This is a genomic window from Amycolatopsis sp. NPDC048633, assembly GCF_040650695.1.
Lineage (GTDB): Bacteria > Actinomycetota > Actinomycetes > Mycobacteriales > Pseudonocardiaceae > Amycolatopsis.
In genome coordinates this window covers 1-17,093 of record NZ_JBEZHS010000028.1, presented here as the reverse complement: position 1 = coordinate 17,093, position 17,093 = coordinate 1, and the positions used below count along the sequence as shown (strand labels likewise).

The window sequence follows — 17,093 nt, the reverse complement described above, 5'->3', positions numbered from 1 at the left end:
CGGTTCCGGCGGCGAAAGCACTGCGCTAGACCGGGACCATGTCGAAATGGGCCGGGTTAGTCGCAGCGCTGCTGATCGCCGCCGGGGTCGCCACACCCGCGTACGCCGCCGAGCCGGCGGCGAGTGTCACCGACGTCCAGGTGACCGGGCCGGTCGCGCAGCGGTTCAACCTCGTCGTCCTCGGGGACGGCTACACCGCCGCCGAACAGCCCAAGTTCTTCGCCGACGTCCAGCGGCACGTCAGCACCCTGTGGTCGCTCGAGCCGTTCAAGTCCTACCGCAGCTACTTCAACGTCTACGCCGTGTCGATCGCCTCGCCCGAGTCCGGTGTGGACTGTGACCCCGACCTGGCGTCACCGCGGAAGGACACCCCGCTGAACATGGGTTTCTGGGGCGGCTGCACCGCGGCGAGTGTCCAGCGCCTGCTGACCGTCGACGACGACGCCGCCCAGCGCTACGCCGATCTCGTGCCCGGCACCACCCGCGCCAACCGGCAGATCCTCGCCCTCGCGAACAGCGGCACGTACGGCGGCGCGGGCGGCACGTACGCGACGGCGTCCGGCGGGAACGCGCTTTCCGCCCTGATCTCCCCGCACGAGCTGGGCCACTCGCTCGGCGGCCTCGACGACGAGTACGACTACTACGCCCGCAACGTCCCGGGCGGCGCCTACGAAGGCGGCGAGCCCGGCTCGATCCACCACACCGTGCTGACCACGCGGCAGCTGCGCGACCAGCACGCGAAGTGGTACCGCTGGCTGGGCGAACCCAGCGAGTCCGGCGGCACCATCGGCCGCTTTGAAGGCGGGCTCTACACCCAGACCGGCGTCTGGCGGCCCAGCGAGCACTCCATGATGAAGACCCTCGGGTACGCGTTCGACCAGGTCGGCCGGGAACGGATGACGCAGCGGATCTCCGCGAAGGTGCCGCTGCTCGGCGGCGGCACGCCGGCCGGGACCATCGGCGCCGACCGCGTCGTGTGGGTCCGCCCGATGCACCCGGTGAGCCACCGCCTCGACGTCACCTGGACCCTCGACGGCGTCAAGCTGCGCGGCTCCGACTCGCTCGACCTGCGCCAGGCCCACGTGAAGCCGGGCAAGCACACCCTGACGGCGACCGTGGCCGACCCGACGCCGTTCGTGCGCGACCCGGCCGTCCGGCCGGCGGCGACCCGCACGTGGACCGTCGACACCTCGGTGACCACTCCGCCTACCGGCGGCCCGGCGGTCGTGGCGTCGACGCCCACCGCCGCACCGGTCGGCGGACACGACGTCGTCTACGTCGAAACCGGGGAACCGACCGGGTCCGTCCCGCAGGTCCGCTGGGCCCTCGACGGGAAGCCGGCCGGCAGCGGCCCCGACTTCGCCCTCGGCGAGTCCCGCGGGACGCACCGGCTGACCGCGACCACCGGCGGCACCACGCTGACCTGGACGGTGGACGCGGCGGGCCCGACGACGACCGCCGAGCTCCCGCCCGCGAAGGACAACGTCTTCCACGGCTCGTTCACGATGCGGCTGACGGCGTCGGACGGGATGCCGGAGTTCCGCGTCGACGGCGACGGCTGGCACAAGTACTACGGCTGGCCGACGGACCCGAACGCGCCGTACCTGTTCACGCCGCGCGGCACCGAGATCGACGGCCTGGCGTACGGCAACCTCGGTTCGGGTGGCCTGACGGTGTCGCCGTTCGCGGACCGGACGTCCGGCTACGGCCGCCACCGCATCGAGTACCGCTCGATCGACGCGGCGGGCAACACCGGCCCGACGCGGTCGTTCGTGGTGACGCTGCTGCCGTGATCAGCGCGGCCGGCCGGGGACGCCCGGCCGGGTCTGCCACGGGTGCGGCCCGTCGAGCGGCCGGTACTCGACGCCGAGCGCGTCCAGCCGCGGCAGGTGGTGGTCCCGCAGCCGCGCCAGGAACTCCGGGTAGTCCCGGGGGCCGCTGCTCCACGCCACCTCGGCGAACGCGGACAACCGCGGGAAAGCCATGTAGTCCACGCGCCGCACCGTGTCCAGGTGCTCGCTCCACACCTGGGCCTGCACCCCGCGCAGCCGCGGCCCGGTCAACGCCGGCTCGTACGCGTAGACGTCCTCCAGTGTGTGGACCATGCCGACCGGGATCGGCTCGTCCGGGTGCTCGGCCTGCCGGTGGTCCAGGTAGACGTGCTGTTCCGGGCACATCACGACGTCGTGCCCTTCCGAAGCTGCGCGCAGGCCCGCCGCCTCGTTCTGCCACGAGCCGATGACCATCGGCGGCAGGCCGGGGATGTCGAGGACCTCGTCCCAGCCCATCGGGGTCCGGCCGCGGGACACCAGGTGCTCGGCCAGCAGGCGGAGGAACTTGCGGTGCTCGTCGGTCGCGCCCGGGGTCTCGTCGCCGCCCAGCGCGACCACCTTCGACGGGAAGATGTCGAGGAGGTGATCGAATACGCGCCGGAAAAAGTCCAAAGTGGACTCGGACGGGTCGAGCAGGGAAGTGCTGATGCCCCAGGCGGTCCAGATTTCGTACGCGTCTTCGGTCCCCAGCGACGGGTAGGCCGCCAACGCCGCCCGGGCGTGGCCGGGGATGTCGATCTCCGGCACCACGGTGATCGCCCGCTCGGCCGCGTACGCCACGATCTCCCGCAGGTCGTCGCCGGTGTAGAAGCCGCCGTGCGGCCGCCCGTCCTGCGTACCCCCGCTGCCGGCCATCGACGACGGCCGCCAGCCGCCCACCGACGTCAACCGCGGGAACTCCGGGACCTCGAAGCGCCAGCCCTGGTCGTCGGTCAGGTGCAGGTTGAGCACGTTCAGCTTGTGCGCGGCCAGCAGGTCGACGAACCGCAGCACCTCCGCCTTCGTCCGGAAGTGGCGGGCGACGTCGAGCAGGCAGCCGCGCCAGCCGAACCGCGGGTGGTCCTCGACCACACCGCACGGGATCGAGAGCTCCCCGCCGAGCGAGGCCGCGCGGAACGCGGAAGGACCCACGAGCTGCCGCAAAGTCTGGCGTCCGTAGAACTCTCCGGCCGCGTCACCGCAATACAGCACGACTCCGGACGGCGAGATCTCCAGTCGATAACCCTCGGGTGGCAGCGAAGCGGTCTGGACGTCCACAGTGGACGGCCAGGGGCAGGAGCCCGGCGCCGGCGTCACCGAAACCGGACGGGGGAGCAAGGTGGCAAAAGACATGTCAGCCCTTCACGGCGCCGGCCATCCCGGACACCAGCCGTCGTTGCACGAGGACGAAGAACACCAGGACCGGGATCGTCATCAAGGTCGACGACGCCATCACCGCGCCCCAGTCGGTGTCCTCCGGCTTGAAGAACACCAGGATCGCCTGCGGCAGCGTCTGGTTCTCGGTCTTGGAGATGATGAACGTCTTGGCGAAGAGGAAGTCGTTCCAGGCGTGGATGAACGCGAGCACGCTCACCGCGACCAGGCCGGGCGCCACCAGCGGGAACAGGATCTGCCAGGTGAACCGCATCCGGGACGCGCCGTCGAGCTTGGCCGCCTCTTCGAGCTCCACCGGCACCGCGGCGACGAACCCGCGCAGCATCCAGATCGCGAACGGCAGGCTGAACGCCAGGTGCACCAGCACCAGCGAGCCCAGCTCGTTCAGCCCGAACGCCGGCGCGACGCCGCCGACCTGGCGCATCAGGAAGAACAGCGGGATGGTCAGCGCCTCCACCGGCACCATCTGGGCGACCAGGATCATCACCAGCAGCACGGTCCGGCCCTTGAACGAGAACCGCGTCAGCGCCACCGCCGAAAGGAACGACAGCAGCAGCGACAGCACCACGACGACCAGCGCCACCACCAGGCTGTTCACGAAGAACCGCCCGAAGCCGGACACCGTTAGCACGCGCGAGAAGCTGTCGAACGACGGGCTGAACGTCCACGGTTTCGGGTTCGCCGACTGGATCTCGCCCGGTGGCTTGAACGCCGAGAGCAGCATCCAGTACAGCGGGAACGCGACGATCCCGGCGATGACCACCGTGATGATCTCGGCGATCAGCCGCCCGGGACGGCGGACAGCTACAGCCATGCCGCGCTCCGGCGCTGAGACCGGACGTACAGCCCGGTGACCGACAGCAGCAACAACGTCATGACGACTCCGATCGCCGAGCCGAGGCCGTACTCCTGCCCGGCGAAAGCCTGTTGGTACGCGTAGACGTTGAGGACCAGGTTGCGCCCGGCGACGCCACCGCCGTTGGTCATCACGTAGATCTGCGTGAACACCTTGAAGTCCCAGATGATCGACTGGACGGTCGCGATCATCAGCAGCGGCCGCACCATCGGCAGCACGATCGACCAGGTCGTCCGCCAGACCGACGCGCCGTCGAGCGACGCGGCTTCGAGGACCTCGTCCGGCACGCCCTTGATCCCGGCGTACATCGTGACCAGCACGAACGGGAACGAGCACCAGATCACCTCGGCGGCGACCAGCCCGAACGCGCCGATCGTGCCGAAGGTCCAGGAGTGGTGTTCGAACGGCAGGCCGATTCCCGAGAGCACCTCGTTGACCAGGCCGAAGTCGGTGTCGAACAGGAACAGCCAGACGTAGGAGCCCGCGATCGCCGGCGTCGACCACGCGCCGAGCGCGGCGAGGAACAGCAGCGTCCGGGGGAGTGAACGCACCCGGCTCGCGAGCACGGCGAGGCCGGTGCCGACCAGGAGCGAACCGACGACGCAGGCCGCGGCGAAGCCGACCGTCTTGCCGAGCACCGTCCAGAACTGCGTCTCGGACAGCAGGTCGGCGTAGTTCGCGAAGCCGAGGAACACCAGCGGCGCGTTGCCCGCGGCCTGCGGCTGGCCGTAGTCGTAGAACGAGATCAGGACCAGCTCGTAGATCGGGTAGGCCAGCATCGCCGCGAGCAGGATGCCCGCCGGGGCGAGGTAGAGCGCGGCGGCCCGGCCGTCCCCCTTCCGTCTCGGCTTCCGTGCGGGAGCCGAGACGGAAGGGGCTTCCTGGACGGTCACCACTACCCGAAGGCCTTGTCCATCGCCGCGGCCGCGTCGGTGAGCGCGGTGGACGGGTCCTTGCCGCCGGTCGCGATCTGCTGGACGGCCGTCGGCAGCACGTTCTGGCTGTCGATCTTCGACCACGCCGGCGTCGCCGGGACGAACTTCGTGCCCGCGGTGAGGGTGTCGACGAACGGCTTGAGGAACGGGTCGTTCGCCGCGAGCTTCTTCTGCACGCTGCCCAGCGTCGGCAGGTTCCCCATCGCCGTGTACATCTTCTCCTGGTACTTCGCGCCGCCGAGCAGCTCGACGAACTCCAGCGCCAGGCCGCGGCGCTTGCTCGCGTTGAAGACGCCCAGGAGGTTGCCGCCGGCGAACGCGGGGGCGACGCTGCCCACGGCCGTGCCGGGGATCGGGACGACGGCGTACTTGCCCTTCACCGTGCCCTGCTCGACGGCCTTGCGGTTGAAGTCGCCGCCGATGGTCATCCCGGCCTTGCCGCCGGCGAACGCCGTGACGCTCTGCGTGCCGGTCAGGTTCGCGCACTGCGCGGGCGGGCAGATGTCGTCCTTGAGCAGGTTCGCGTACTGCGTCACGCCGGACTTGGCCTGCTCACCGGTGACCGTCGACTTCCACTTGCCGCCTTCCTCCTGCGCCAGTTCGCCGCCGTTGGCCCAGAGGAAGGGCAGCATCGCGTAGGTGTACTTGCCGCCGACGGAGATGCCGTAGAGGTCCGGCTTGGCGGCGCGGATCTTCCGGGCGTCCTCGGTCAGCTCCGACAGCGTCGCCGGCGGCTTGAGGCCGAGCTCGGTGAAGACGTCGGTGCGGTAGTACAACGCGCGGATGCCGGTGTACCAGGGCAGGCCGTAGGTCTTGCCGCCGGACTTCGCCGTGTCCAGCACGGTCGGGATGAGGTCCTTGCCCTCGCCCCACGACGCGAGGTCGCCGGTCAGGTCGGCCAGCGCGCCGGTGGCGGCGTAGCTGGAGACGTCGGTGTTGCCGAACTCGGCGACGTCCGGCGCGTTGGCCGGGTCGTTGAAGGCGCCGGAGAACTTGTCGGCGCGGCCTTCGACCGGCACCCACTGGACGTCGACCTCGACGCCCTGGTGGGCGGCCTTGAACTCGGCGATGGCGTCCTTGACCGCGGCCTCCTTCGGCGCACGGCTGGCCTCGTCGAACAGCCAGACGCGGACGGTGCCGGTCTTCTCGTCCCCGCCGGAGCCGGCGGGCGCGGACTGGGTGGGCGCGCAGCCGGCCAGCAGGGCCAGCCCGGCGACGACGGGCAGGGTGCGGCGCAGTCTCATGGGGATCCTCCAGTGGGAGGGTCGTGAGTGCGTAACAGTGTCAGAACACTGTTACGCACTCACGACCGGTGCTCAGGCGAAGTGGACCGAGTTGACGTCGGGGACCGCGAGGCTGCCGGCGACCGCGCCGGGCAGGCCGGTGGCCGGGTCGCGGGGCAGCCAGGTGACGGTGCCGGAGCGCTGGTTCGAGACGTAGAACCAGTTCTCTTGCGCGTCGAGCGCGACGTGGCGCGGCCAGTTGCCGCCACTGGACACAGTGGACACCAGCTTCAGCGTCTCGCCGGCGACGGAGAACGTCGCCAGGGTGTTCGGGCCGCGGACGGTGACGTAGGCGAACTTCCCGTCCTTGGACAGGGCGATCTCGCCGGGGAACAGGTCCCCGGTGCTGCCCGGCGGCACGGCGGGCACGACGGAAAGCGCCTTCAGCGTCCCGGTCGCCGCGTCCCAGCTCGCGACCGTCACCTCCGGCCGCAGTTCCTGCGCGATGTAGGCGAACGTCCCGGTCTTGTCGAACGCGAGGTGCCGCGGCCCGGCGCCGGCGGGCAGCTTCAGCTGCTGGTGCAGCGCGAGCTTCCCGCTGGCGACGTCGAGCGAGTAGACGTACACCGAGTCGGCGCCGAGGTCGACCGACAGCACCCAGCGACCGGTCGGGTCGTTGACGACCTGGTGGGCGTGGGCCTGCCCGGAGTCGGCCTGGTGCGTCACCAGGTCCGTGGCCGCGCCGAGCTTGCCGCCGGCCAGGATCGGCAGCACGACGACGCTGCCCGAGCTGTAGTTCGCCGCCAGCAAGTACTTCTGGCTCGAGTGCACGCTCAGGTGCGTCGGCGCGCCGCCCTTGGACGAAACCTTGTTGAGCAGCTTGGGGTTCGCGGCGTCGGCGACGTTCAGCGCCGAGACGAATCCATTCGGGTCGCCTTCGTTGGTGACGTACAGGGTCTTGCCGTCCGCGGCGCGGTCGAACCACGACGTGTCGGTGATGCCCGGCACCGTGCGGACCGGGCCCAGCGTGGCGCCCGACCGGCTCGAGACGTCGAGGCCGTGGCCGCCCGCCCCGCTGGTGTAGCTGCCGATGTACACGGTCCCTCCGGCGATGCAGCCCTTCGAAGTGGTGGCCGCGGAGGCGAACTGCGCGCCGAGAACGGTCGCGGCACTCGCCCCCGCGGCGGCGCCGAGGAACGTACGACGGGAAAGTCCGGTCATCGTCATTGTCTCCCAACGGTTCGGGCGGCGGCTTTCCTCCAGTATGGTCTAGACCACGGCCATGAGCAATGCCGAAACCGCGAAACCGGAAACGGAGAGCACGGTTTCCAGCGCTGTCCAGGACTTCAGCGTCTGGACCACGCTCATGTTGAAGTACCGCGAAACGATCCAGAAGCCACCGTCGTTGACGTGCGACGCGATGATCGACCCGGCGGAGATCGCCATGACCAGCAAGGCCAGCTGCACCTGCGAATACCCGAGCTGCGCCACCGTCGGCGCGATGATCCCGCTCGTCGTCACGATGGCGACGGTCGCCGAACCCTGGGCGATCCGCATGCCGCAGCTGATCACGTACGCCGCGAGCAGCACCGGCAACCCGGCGTCGTGCAGCGAGTCGGCGACGGCCTTGCCGATGCCGGTGGCCGAGAGCACCGCGCCGAAGAACGCGCCCGCGCCGACGACGAGCAGGATCATCGCGACCGGCCGCAGCGATTTCGCCGCCAGTTCGTTGAGGTCCTTGCCGGTGAACCCGCGACGCAGCCCGAGCAGCCAGGACGCGAACAGCACGGCGACCGTGAGCGCGACCGCCGGCGTGCCGATGAACGCGGCGACGCCGGACAGGGCGGAGTTCTTCGGCAGCCAGATGCTGCCGAACGTGCCGGCGAGGATCAGCACCAGCGGTACCGCGATGATCGAGCCGACCAGCGCGAGCGACGGAACGTCCTTGTCTTCTTCGCCTTCTTCCTCGGCGACGATCATCTCTTCGGGCACCCCGACGTCGATGCGCTTGCCGATCCAGGTCGCGTAGAGCACGCCGCCGACGAGGAACGCGGGGATGCCGCAGGCGAGGCCCATCAGGATGATCCAGCCGAGCTCGACGTGCAGCAGCCCGGCCGCGGCCACCGGACCGGGGTGCGGGGGCAGGAACGCGTGCGTGATCGACAGGCCGGCGATCAGCGGCATCGCGTAGAGCACCAGCGAGCGCTTACCCTGCTTGGCCGCGACGTACACCAGCGGCGCCAGCACGAAGATGCCGATGTCGAAGAACACCGGGATGCCGAAGATGAACCCGGCGACACCCATGGCCAGCGGCGCCCGCTTCTCACCGAAGCCCCGCAGCAGCGCCCCGGTGAGCACCTTCGCGCCACCCGAGCGTTCCAGGATCGACCCGAGCAGCGTGCCGAGCCCGATGATCGCCGTGATGTGCCCGAGGATGCTGCCGAACCCCTTTTCCAGCAAGGAGTCCGACGACTTCTGCGCGGTGCCGACGATGGTGCCGACCGGCAGGCCCGCGGCCAGCGCGGTGAGCAGGCCGACCACGATCAGGGCGATGAACGGCTCGATCTTGAGCTTGACGATCAGCAACAGCAGGACGGCGATCGAGACGGCGGCGAGCGTGAGCAGACCGCCCGTGGTGTGTTGCAGCCAGTGGATCATCGGGCTCTCCCGGGATTGCGCAGGGACGCACCGGCGAGGGCGCCGGTGGGACGGCCGTCGTCGAGGGCGGCGACGCCGTTGACGAAGACGTGGGTGATGCCCGCGGCGGGTTGCCGCGGGTCGTCGAAGGTGGCGGTGTCGGCGACCGCGTCCGGGTCGAACAGCACCAGGTCGGCGGCGTACCCGGCGCGGACCAGCCCGCGGTCGGTCAGCCGGAGCCGCCGCGCGGCCCGCCCGGTGAGGTGAGCGACGCACTCGGCGAGGTCCAGCACGCCCAACTCGCGGACGTACCGCGCGAGGTAGCGGGGGAACGTGCCCCACGCGCGCGGGTGCGGGCGCGCGCCGACGAGGAGGCCGTCGCTGCCGCCGGTGTGCGTGCGGTGCCGCATGATCGCCTGGACGTTCTCCTCGTGCCCGACGTGCATCAGGCAGGACGTGCCGAGCTTCTCGTCGAGCAGCGTGTCGAAGTACAGCGTCGCCGGTTCGAGGCCGGCGGCGCGCGCCGAACCGGCGACGCTGTGCCCCACCAGGTGGGCGTTGCGGTCGTTGCGGACACCGTTGATCTCGATGGCGTCCCAGTCGATCGGGACGCCGTGCGCACCGTCCGAACCGGACTCTTCGATCGTGGCGCGGATCCGTTCGCGTTCGTCCACATCGGACAATCGGGTGAGGGTCGGCTCCAGGCCGCCTTCGGTGGCCCAGCTCGGCAACAGCGCCGAGAGGTAGGTCGCGCCCGGCAGGTACGGGTAGGTGTCGAGACTGACGTCGCAGCCGTCGTCGAGCGCGTCGTCCAAGAGCTTCAGGAGGTCGGGCGCCTTCCCTTTGTTCACCGAGAAGTTCATCGTCGCGTGCGCGAGGTGCAGCGGGCAGCCGGACCGCCGGGAGACGTCGATCATCTCGGCGAACGCCTCCAGCGCGCCCTTGCCGTAGCTGCGGTGGTGCGGGCTGTAGAACCCGCCGCCCTCGCCGACCACCTTGCACAGCTCGACCAGCTCATCGGTCTCCGCGTACATCCCCGGCGTGTAGGTGAGCCCCGACGACATGCCCATCGCACCCTCGGCGAGGCCGGTCGCGACCAGCTCTTTCATCCGCGTCAGCTCGGCGTCGGTCGCCGGGCGGTCGTCGAAGCCGACCGCGAGCATCCGGACTGTGCCCTGCGGCACCAGGTAGGCGGCGTTGACGGCCACGCCCTGATCCAGGCGGTCGAGGTACTCGCCGACCGAGCGCCAGTTCCAGTCGAACCCCGGCGGGTCGTCGTTCCAGCCCGCGAGCTGCTGCCGCAGCGCTTCGAGGACGGCGTCGTCGACCGGCGCGTACGACAGCCCGTCCTGGCCGAGCACCTCCGTCGTGACGCCCTGGGTGATCTTGGCCGGGTGGTCCGGGTTGGCCAGCAGCTGCAGGTCGGAGTGCGAGTGCATGTCGATGAACCCGGGCGCGAGCACCAGCCCGTGCGCGTCGATGTTCCGGCGCCCGGCCAGCGAGCCCGCTTCGCCGACGCTCGCGATCTTCCCGCCGGTGATGCCGACGTCGTGGCGGGTCATGGCGTCGCCGGTGCCGTCGGCGACCATCGCGTTCTTGACGACGACGTCCATCAGAACCACGTCCGGACGAGGTCGACGACGGTTTCCCCGTCGGCGGCGGTCACCGGCAGCAGCGGCCACTTGTCGAACACCGTGCACGGGTGCGAGAGGCCGAGCCCGATCCAGTCGCCGACCTCGACCGGCGACCCGGCGGGCAGGGTGAGGAACGCGTGCTGGTCGTTCATCTTCGCGACGACGTGCCCTTCGAGGGGCTCGGCGGGGCCGTCCGGGGTGCGCCGCAGCTGCGGTTCGGGCATGCCCTCGTCGAAGGACGCGTCGCGCTTGCCGAGGGTCAGCAGCGCGAGCTCGTCCGACGGCTTCGACGTCACCTGCGCCCAGGCGCGCAGGGCGGGCCGGAACGACGCGACGCCGTCGATGCGCGGGTGGTCGCCGAGCGGGGAGATCTCGCGGTAGAAGCCGTCGTCGTGAGTGACGTACGCGCCGCTGCGCAGCACCGGCAGCACGTCGAGGCCGTCCGGCCACGGCTTCGTCAGCTCGTTCGCGACCTGGTCGAAGTACGCGCTGCCGCCGGCGGTGACGATGATCTGGCCGTCGAGGAGTCCCTTGTCCGCGAAGGTGATCGCGAGGTCGCGCAGGCCGTCCACATAGGAGCTGATCTTCGCCAGCGCGGCTTCGTCGGTGTCGTGCGAGAGCGCGCCTTCGTAGCCACCGGTGCCGCGCAGCCGCAACGCCGGGCTCGCGTGCACGGCTTCGGCGACGGCCAGCGCGGTCGCGGTGTCGCGCACTCCGGTGCGGCCGCCGTCGGCGCCCAGTTCGAGGAGGACGTCCACCGGGCGCTCGGTGCCCGCGAGGGCCTCGGTCATCAGCTCGACGCCGCGGACCGAGTCGACCCAGCAGACGAACTCGAACGCCGGGTCGGCGGCCAGCTCTTCTGCCAGCCAACGCAGGCCCGACGGGTCCAGGAGCTGGTTGGCCAGCAGGATCCGGGAGACGCCGAAGGCGCGGTAGATCCGGAGGTGACCGGCGTTCGCGCAGGTGATGCCCCACGCGCCGTGCTCGATCTGGCGGGCGAACAGCTGCGGGGCCATCGTCGTCTTGCCGTGCGGGGCGAGCACGACGCCGCGAGCGGCGCACCACGCGGCCATCGTCCGCAGGTTGTGCTCGACGGCGTCGTCGTCGAGGACGACGACGGGTGCGAAGAACCCGTCGGTGAACAGGTTCAGCCGGCGGTCCGCGGCTTCGGTGAGCGTGAGCCCGGTCAGGGCGGGGGCGGCCGACCGGAACCGCCAGTCGACGCGCTCCTGGCGGAGGGCGTCGAGCGCGGCGGTGTCGATCGAGCAAGCGGCGGGTGTGTTCATCGGCGACGACCTCGGTTGCGTATGTTGCAACGGCTGTTGCGCATTTTGAGTGCCATAGGTGTAGCATCCGGGTCGCCACAGGTCAACGGGGTGAAAGACAGGGGAGACGGAAAGTGACGAGCGGGCCCGAGGTGCTGTGTGTCGGCGAGACGATGGCGCTGTTCGTGCCCGCCGAACCCGGCCCGCCGGACGAGGTGAAGCAGTGGCTGCGCACGATCGGCGGCGCCGAGTCGAACGTGGCCTGTCACCTGCCGGCCCTCGGCGTCCCGAGCGGCTGGGTGAGCGCCGTCGGCGACGACCCGTTCGGGCGCGCGATGCTCCGCGAGATCGCTGCCGCGGGGGTCGACGTCAGCGCGTGCTACGTCGACCCGAAGCGGCCGACCGGGCTCTACATCAAGGAAAGCGGCGCCGGCGGCAGCCCGGTGCGCTACTACCGGGCCGGCTCGGCCGCGTCCGGGATGGGCCCTTCACTGCTGGAGCGTTTGAACCTCGACGGCGTCCGCGTCCTGCACCTGTCCGGCATCACCCCCGCGCTGTCCGAGAGCTGCCTCGCGCTGGTGCGGGCGCTGCTGGACATGCCCCGCGGCGACCGGCTGATCTCGTTCGACGTCAACCTGCGGCCGGCGCTCTGGGCGGGCCGCGACCCGCGGCTGCTCGCCGAGCTGGCCGGGCGGGCCGACATCGTCCTGACCGGTGACGACGAGGCCCAGCACGTCTGGGGGACCGGCGACCCCGCCGAGCTGCGGGCACTGCTGCCGGAGCCGCGCACGCTCGTCGTCAAGCACGGCGAACGCGGCGCGACGCTGGTCGAAGGGGAACCGCTGTTCGCGCCGGCGCTGCGGGTCGACGTCGTCGAGCCGGTCGGTGCCGGGGACGCGTTCGCCGCGGGTTTCCTCGCCGCGACCCTGCGCGGTGCCGAGCCCCTGGAACGGCTGCGGCGAGGCCACTTGCAGGCCGCCGCGACCCTGCTCACCCACGACGACGTCGGGGTGCCGCTGCCGCGCACGGTCGTGGATACCCTGCTCAAGGCCGGCGCGGACGAGTGGCGTTCGGCGCGGCTGACCGGAGAAGGCGTGGTGCGTACGTGAGCCAGAGCTTGGACCGCGCGTTGACACTGCTGAACTCCATCGCGAAGGACGCCCGCACCCTCGACGACCTCGCCGAGGAGATCGGGGTGCACAAGTCGACCGTGCTGCGCCTGCTGCGCACCCTCGAACAGCACCACTTCGTCCGCCGCGAAGGCACCCGCTACTACCGGCTCGGCAGCGCGATGTTCGACCTCGCCAACCAGGCCCTCGACTCGATCGACGTCCGGCGCAGCGCCCAGCCCGCGCTGGCCGCGCTCAACGCGCGCACCGGGCACACCGTGCACCTGGCCAGCTACGACGATGGCGAAGTCGTCTACATCGACAAGTACGAGGGCCGGCACTCGGTGCGGATGTACTCGCGCGTCGGCAAGCGCGCGCCGCTGCACTGCACGGCGGTCGGCAAGGTGCTCGTCGCGGCGATGCCGCCGGCGCGGCGCGAGGAGATCGCGCACTCGATCGAGTACCCGGTGCTGACGCCGAACACGATCACGACGCCGTCGGACTACCTGGCGGAGCTGGAGCGCGTGGGCCGCCTCGGGTACGCCGTCGACAACGCCGAGCACGAGGACTTCATCCACTGCGTCGCGGCGCCGGTCCGCGGGGCGGACGGTGAAGTCCTGGCCGCCGCGTCGATGTCGGTGCCGAAGGTGCTGCTCGACTACGAAGGCCTGCTGGCGCTGGTGCCGGACCTGCGGGCCGCGACCACGGAAGCTTCCGTCCACAGTGGATGGACGGAGAACGGAAAGGGGCACTGATGAGCAAGACGGCAGTTTCCACCGAGAACGCGCCGAAGCCGCCGGCGAAGTTCTCGCAGGCCGTCCGCAAGGGGAACCTGCTGCAGGTCGCCGGCCAGGTCGCCTTCGACCCGGCCACGAACGAGATCGTCGGCGACGACGTCGCGGGCCAGACCCGGCAGACGTTCAAGAACATCGAAGCCGTGCTCAAGGAGGCGGGCTCGAGCCTCGCCGACGCGATCATGGTGCGCGTCTACCTGACCGACACGGCCCACTTCGCGCCGTTCAACGAGGTCTACAACGAGCTCATCGGCGACGGCCCGCACGCCGCGCGCACGACGGTGTACGTCGGCCTCCCGGGCGCGCTCCTCGTCGAGATCGACGTGCTCTGCGTGCTGGACTGAGTTTCTCCCGGGGCCGGTTCGCCCGGCCCCGGGACGCTCAGCCCAGGACGCTCGTGTAGCCGTTGAGTGCGGGCTGCCCGCCGAGGTGGGCGTAGAGCACGTTCGAGTCGCTGCCGATTTCACCCCGGCCGACCAGGTCGATGAGCCCGGCCATGGACTTGCCCTCGTACACCGGGTCGGTGATCATGCCCTCCAGCCGGGCGCACGTCTCGATGGCGTCCACAGTGGACTTGTCGGGGATGCCGTAGATCCCGGCGTGGTAGCGGTCGTCCAGTTCGACGTCCGCGATCTCCCCGGCGCCGATCAGCTCCGCAGTGTTCCGCGCGATGCGCGTGATCTGCTCGCGGGTCTCGCCGGGCTTCGCGGAGGCGTCGATGCCGAGGATGCGCCGCTTCTTGCCGAGCGCGGTCCCGGCGACCATGCCGCCCTGGGTGCTGCCGGTGACCGAGCAGACGATCACGGTGTCGAAGAAGACGCCCAGTTCTTCTTCCTGTGCTTCGAGTTCGACGATCCAGTTCGCGAAGCCCAGTCCGCCGAGCCGGTGGTCCGACGCGCCGGCGGGGATGGCGTACGGCTTCCCGCCGCCGGCCTCGATCTCGGCGACGGCGTCCTCCCACGCCTGCTTGAACCCGATGCCGAAACCGGCTTCGACGAGCCGGACGTCCGCGCCGAGGATCCGCGAGAGCTGGATGTTGCCGACCTTGTCGTAGAGCGGGTCGTGCCAGTCGACCCAGCTTTCCTGCACCAGCACGGCTTTCAGCCCGGCGCGCGCCGCGGCGGCCGCGACCTGCCGGGTGTGGTTGGACTGGACGCCGCCGATCGAGACGAGCGTGTCGGCACCTTCTTTCAGGGCATCGGCGACGAGGTACTCGAGCTTGCGGGTCTTGTTGCCGCCGTACGCCAGGCCCGAGTTGACGTCTTCGCGCTTGGCCCACACCTTCGCGCCGCCGAGGTGCTCGGTGAGGCGTTCGAGGGGGTGCACCGGCGACGGGCCGAACAGCAGGGGGTAGCGCGGGAAGTCGGCGAGGGTCATCGGTCCTCCAGCAGGTCGGTCCAGATGGTCGAGATCACGGAGACCGCCGTGCCGGTGTCGCGTTTCTCGAGGGCGTCGATGAGCCTCGTGTGGCGCTCCACCGAGTTCCAGGCCAGCGCCGAGCTGAACCGGGTGTGTTCGAGGCGGCGCAGCAGTGGCGTGTAGCGGTCGAGGGTGGCGGCCACGGCGGTGTTGCCGGCCAGGCGGACCGGGACGTCGTGCAGCTCGTCGTCCGCTCGGACGGCGGCCGCGATGTCGCCGGCTTCGATCGCCGCGGCGAAGCGGTCGTTGGCCGCGCGCATGGCGGCGATGTCTTCCCGGCGGACCTTCGGCACGGCTTGGCGGACGGCGAACTCGTGCAGCAGCCGGACGATCTCCCGGGCGTCGAGGACGTCGGGGGACATCACCTCGGAGACGCGGGTGTAGCTCTGGGGCTTCGAGTCGACGAGACCGTCGTCGGCCAGGCGCAGCAGGGCCTGGCGGACGGGGGCTTTCGACAGGCCGAGCTGGTCGGCGAGGTCGGCGTCGCGCAGCGGGGCGCCCGGCGGCAGCGTGCCGTCGACGATCGCGTGGCGGATGCGGTCGTACGCCTCGTCGCGCAGTAGCGGGCGGGTGACCTTTGAGAGACTCACATCTAACATGTTAGATGCCGGAAGACTCGACCGGCAAGAAACCGGACGAGTGAAAGGTCAGTAGACGGGGCCGGTGTACTTTTCCCCGGGGCCCTGACCAGGGGCGTCCGGGACGGCCGAAGCTTCGCGGAAGGCCCTCTGGAGCGACTGCAGGCCATCGCGCAACGGCCCCGCGTGCAGGCCGAGGTACTCGGCGGACGCGGTGACGAGCCCGGCCAGCGCGGTGATCAGGCGGCGCGCTTCGTCGAGGTCGCGGTGCGGGGAGGTCTCCGGGTCCGGGTCGGCCAGGCCGAGCCGTTCGGCGCCGGCCGACAGCAGCATGACGGCCGCGCGGCTGATCACCTCCACGCTGGGGATGTCCTCCAGGTGGCGGGCTTCCGGGGAATACGGGGGCTGTTCGGAGGGTTGATCTGACACGTCTGGTACCCTTCCACGTGCGACCAGCTCCCGAGCGATCGGGGGCGGCAAGTGGAGCCCCGCTCCCACCCGCGTCACCGTTCAGGTGTCCGGGTCCGGTCTCGCCCGGACTGCAAGTCCAGGGTGAAGTACCCGGCTTCGCGGCCGGATGCGATCGGAAACAGAGTGGGCCCCGCACACCGCATCGGTGTCGGGGCCTTCCCTATGTGGGCACCAGGTCGATAACGAGAACAGGAAACATTCCTCGGACCAAGGAGGCCCCATCAGCTCCGAGACACGCATCAACGACCGAATCCGGGTGCCGGAGGTCCGACTCGTCGGGCCGGCCGGTGAACAGGTCGGCATCGTCCGGATCGAGGATGCGCTGCGCCTGGCGCAGGAGAACGATCTCGACCTCGTCGAGGTCGCGCCGCAGGCCCGCCCGCCGGTGTGCAAGCTCATGGACTTCGGCAAGTTCAAGTACGAGAGCGCGCAGAAGGCCCGCGAGTCGCGTCGCAACCAGCAGCTGACCGTCATCAAGGAACAGAAGCTGCGCCCCAAGATCGACCAGCACGACTACGAGACCAAGAAGGGTCACGTGTCGCGCTTCCTCGCGGCGGGCAACAAGGTCAAGGTCACGATCATGTTCCGCGGCCGCGAGCAGTCCCGGCCGGAGCTCGGCTACCGGCTGCTGCAGAAGCTCGCCGAAGACGTCACGGAGCTCGGCTTCGTCGAGTCGTCGGCCAAGCAGGACGGTCGCAACATGATCATGGTGCTGGCCCCGCACAAGAACGTGAAGCCGAAGGCCAAGGCAGAGACGGCCCCCGAGCCGGTCCCCGAGGCGTAGGCGCCGACCAGCACAGTTACCAATCCGACTGAAAGCAGGCGGATACGGTCAGCGGCCGATTCGCACAAGGCACGGGTTTCCGCCGTGACTGCCGTCGGATTGGTAACGAACTGCACAGGAGCGGGGGACCCGCATAACCCGGGGGCCGCCGCCCGATCGGAATATGACCCCGCGTTAAAACA

Annotated in this window: 16 protein-coding genes; 5 read left to right on the top strand and 11 right to left on the bottom strand. The window is 70.4% G+C overall.

Translation table 11 applies throughout. From position 1 onward, the window contains the following. Positions 1–38 precede the first annotated feature (38 nt). On the top strand, positions 39–1,793 hold the full coding sequence (locus AB0C38_RS35800) for a M64 family metallopeptidase (RefSeq protein WP_360682094.1): 1,755 nt from the start codon (positions 39–41) through the stop codon (positions 1,791–1,793). On the opposite strand, the gene AB0C38_RS35795 is transcribed toward AB0C38_RS35800, so the two are convergent. The 8 genes from AB0C38_RS35795 to AB0C38_RS35760 form a co-directional block, all read right to left on the bottom strand. Further along, a complete protein-coding gene (locus AB0C38_RS35795; protein ID WP_360682092.1) occupies positions 1,794–3,164 on the bottom strand; it encodes a beta-N-acetylhexosaminidase in 1,371 nt (456 codons plus the stop codon). 1 nt (position 3,165) lies between these two features. Then, positions 3,166–4,020 carry a carbohydrate ABC transporter permease gene (locus AB0C38_RS35790; RefSeq protein ID WP_360682090.1) on the bottom strand — a complete coding sequence of 285 codons (855 nt, stop codon included), beginning with the start codon at positions 4,018–4,020 and terminating at the stop codon, positions 3,166–3,168. Then, positions 4,011–4,955, bottom strand: a complete 945-nt coding sequence (locus AB0C38_RS35785) for a sugar ABC transporter permease (protein WP_360682088.1) — start codon at positions 4,953–4,955, stop codon at positions 4,011–4,013. The genes AB0C38_RS35790 and AB0C38_RS35785 overlap by 10 nt, the downstream gene beginning before the upstream one ends. 2 nt (positions 4,956–4,957) lie before the next feature. Then, positions 4,958–6,241, bottom strand: coding sequence for an extracellular solute-binding protein (locus AB0C38_RS35780; RefSeq protein WP_360682086.1), 1,284 nt, complete (start codon positions 6,239–6,241; stop codon positions 4,958–4,960). Between the two features lie 72 nt (positions 6,242–6,313). Beyond that, complete coding sequence (locus tag AB0C38_RS35775) at positions 6,314–7,441, bottom strand: lactonase family protein (protein ID WP_360682084.1); 1,128 nt, start codon at positions 7,439–7,441, stop codon at positions 6,314–6,316. A 48-nt stretch (positions 7,442–7,489) separates the two neighbouring features. Next, entirely contained in the window at positions 7,490–8,878 is a 1,389-nt protein-coding gene (locus AB0C38_RS35770; RefSeq protein ID WP_360682082.1) for a gluconate:H+ symporter, read from the bottom strand. Beyond that, positions 8,875–10,470 carry a D-aminoacylase gene (locus tag AB0C38_RS35765; protein WP_360682080.1) on the bottom strand — a complete coding sequence of 532 codons (1,596 nt, stop codon included), beginning with the start codon at positions 10,468–10,470 and terminating at the stop codon, positions 8,875–8,877. Before AB0C38_RS35765 ends, AB0C38_RS35770 begins: the two co-directional genes overlap by 4 nt. Further along, complete coding sequence (locus tag AB0C38_RS35760; RefSeq protein WP_360682078.1) at positions 10,470–11,777, bottom strand: amino acid deaminase; 1,308 nt, start codon at positions 11,775–11,777, stop codon at positions 10,470–10,472. Before AB0C38_RS35760 ends, AB0C38_RS35765 begins: the two co-directional genes overlap by 1 nt. A gap of 113 nt (positions 11,778–11,890) precedes the next feature. Here AB0C38_RS35760 and AB0C38_RS35755 point away from each other — a divergent pair, with 113 nt between their 5' ends. From AB0C38_RS35755 to AB0C38_RS35745, 3 genes are read left to right on the top strand one after another with little or no spacing between them, the layout of a single operon-like run. Beyond that, positions 11,891–12,865: a sugar kinase gene (locus AB0C38_RS35755; protein WP_360682076.1), complete on the top strand. Its 975-nt coding sequence runs from the start codon at positions 11,891–11,893 to the stop codon at positions 12,863–12,865. Beyond that, the gene (locus AB0C38_RS35750; protein WP_360682075.1) at positions 12,862–13,620 is read left to right on the top strand and encodes an IclR family transcriptional regulator; all 759 of its coding nucleotides are present in this window, start codon (positions 12,862–12,864) and stop codon (positions 13,618–13,620) included. The genes AB0C38_RS35755 and AB0C38_RS35750 overlap by 4 nt, the downstream gene beginning before the upstream one ends. After that, the gene (locus AB0C38_RS35745; RefSeq protein ID WP_360682073.1) at positions 13,620–14,003 is read left to right on the top strand and encodes a RidA family protein; all 384 of its coding nucleotides are present in this window, start codon (positions 13,620–13,622) and stop codon (positions 14,001–14,003) included. The genes AB0C38_RS35750 and AB0C38_RS35745 overlap by 1 nt, the downstream gene beginning before the upstream one ends. A 37-nt stretch (positions 14,004–14,040) precedes the next feature. On the opposite strand, the gene AB0C38_RS35740 is transcribed toward AB0C38_RS35745, so the two are convergent. Genes AB0C38_RS35740 through AB0C38_RS35730 form a run of 3 tightly spaced genes read right to left on the bottom strand, consistent with a single transcriptional unit; the run spans position 14,041 to position 16,085 of the window. Next, entirely contained in the window at positions 14,041–15,036 is a 996-nt protein-coding gene (locus AB0C38_RS35740; RefSeq protein ID WP_360682071.1) for a 1-aminocyclopropane-1-carboxylate deaminase, read from the bottom strand. Further along, positions 15,033–15,677: a GntR family transcriptional regulator gene (locus AB0C38_RS35735; RefSeq protein WP_360682069.1), complete on the bottom strand. Its 645-nt coding sequence runs from the start codon at positions 15,675–15,677 to the stop codon at positions 15,033–15,035. Before AB0C38_RS35735 ends, AB0C38_RS35740 begins: the two co-directional genes overlap by 4 nt. A 48-nt stretch (positions 15,678–15,725) precedes the next feature. Further along, a complete protein-coding gene (locus AB0C38_RS35730; protein ID WP_360682067.1) occupies positions 15,726–16,085 on the bottom strand; it encodes a DUF1844 domain-containing protein in 360 nt (119 codons plus the stop codon). A 148-nt stretch (positions 16,086–16,233) separates the two neighbouring features. Between AB0C38_RS35730 and infC the strand changes: the two genes are divergently transcribed. Then, a complete protein-coding gene (infC, locus tag AB0C38_RS35725; RefSeq protein WP_360682066.1) occupies positions 16,234–16,911 on the top strand; it encodes a translation initiation factor IF-3 in 678 nt (225 codons plus the stop codon). The last annotated feature ends 182 nt before the right edge of the window (positions 16,912–17,093 follow it).

What these genes read in the sequence shown, in the direction of transcription:
- AB0C38_RS35800 (WP_360682094.1), top strand. Translation starts at nt 39, where the DNA reads ATGTCGAAATGGGCCGGGTTAGTCGCAGCGCTGCTGATCGCCGCCGGG.
- AB0C38_RS35795 (WP_360682092.1), bottom strand. Translation starts at nt 3,164, where the DNA reads ATGTCTTTTGCCACCTTGCTCCCCCGTCCGGTTTCGGTGACGCCGGCG.
- AB0C38_RS35790 (WP_360682090.1), bottom strand. Translation starts at nt 4,020, where the DNA reads ATGGCTGTAGCTGTCCGCCGTCCCGGGCGGCTGATCGCCGAGATCATC.
- AB0C38_RS35780 (WP_360682086.1), bottom strand. Translation starts at nt 6,241, where the DNA reads ATGAGACTGCGCCGCACCCTGCCCGTCGTCGCCGGGCTGGCCCTGCTG.
- AB0C38_RS35775 (WP_360682084.1), bottom strand. Translation starts at nt 7,441, where the DNA reads ATGACCGGACTTTCCCGTCGTACGTTCCTCGGCGCCGCCGCGGGGGCG.
- AB0C38_RS35770 (WP_360682082.1), bottom strand. Translation starts at nt 8,878, where the DNA reads ATGATCCACTGGCTGCAACACACCACGGGCGGTCTGCTCACGCTCGCC.
- AB0C38_RS35765 (WP_360682080.1), bottom strand. Translation starts at nt 10,470, where the DNA reads ATGGACGTCGTCGTCAAGAACGCGATGGTCGCCGACGGCACCGGCGAC.
- AB0C38_RS35760 (WP_360682078.1), bottom strand. Translation starts at nt 11,777, where the DNA reads ATGAACACACCCGCCGCTTGCTCGATCGACACCGCCGCGCTCGACGCC.
- AB0C38_RS35745 (WP_360682073.1), top strand. Translation starts at nt 13,620, where the DNA reads ATGAGCAAGACGGCAGTTTCCACCGAGAACGCGCCGAAGCCGCCGGCG.
- AB0C38_RS35740 (WP_360682071.1), bottom strand. Translation starts at nt 15,036, where the DNA reads ATGACCCTCGCCGACTTCCCGCGCTACCCCCTGCTGTTCGGCCCGTCG.
- AB0C38_RS35735 (WP_360682069.1), bottom strand. Translation starts at nt 15,677, where the DNA reads ATGTTAGATGTGAGTCTCTCAAAGGTCACCCGCCCGCTACTGCGCGAC.
- infC (WP_360682066.1), top strand. Translation starts at nt 16,234, where the DNA reads ATGCGATCGGAAACAGAGTGGGCCCCGCACACCGCATCGGTGTCGGGG.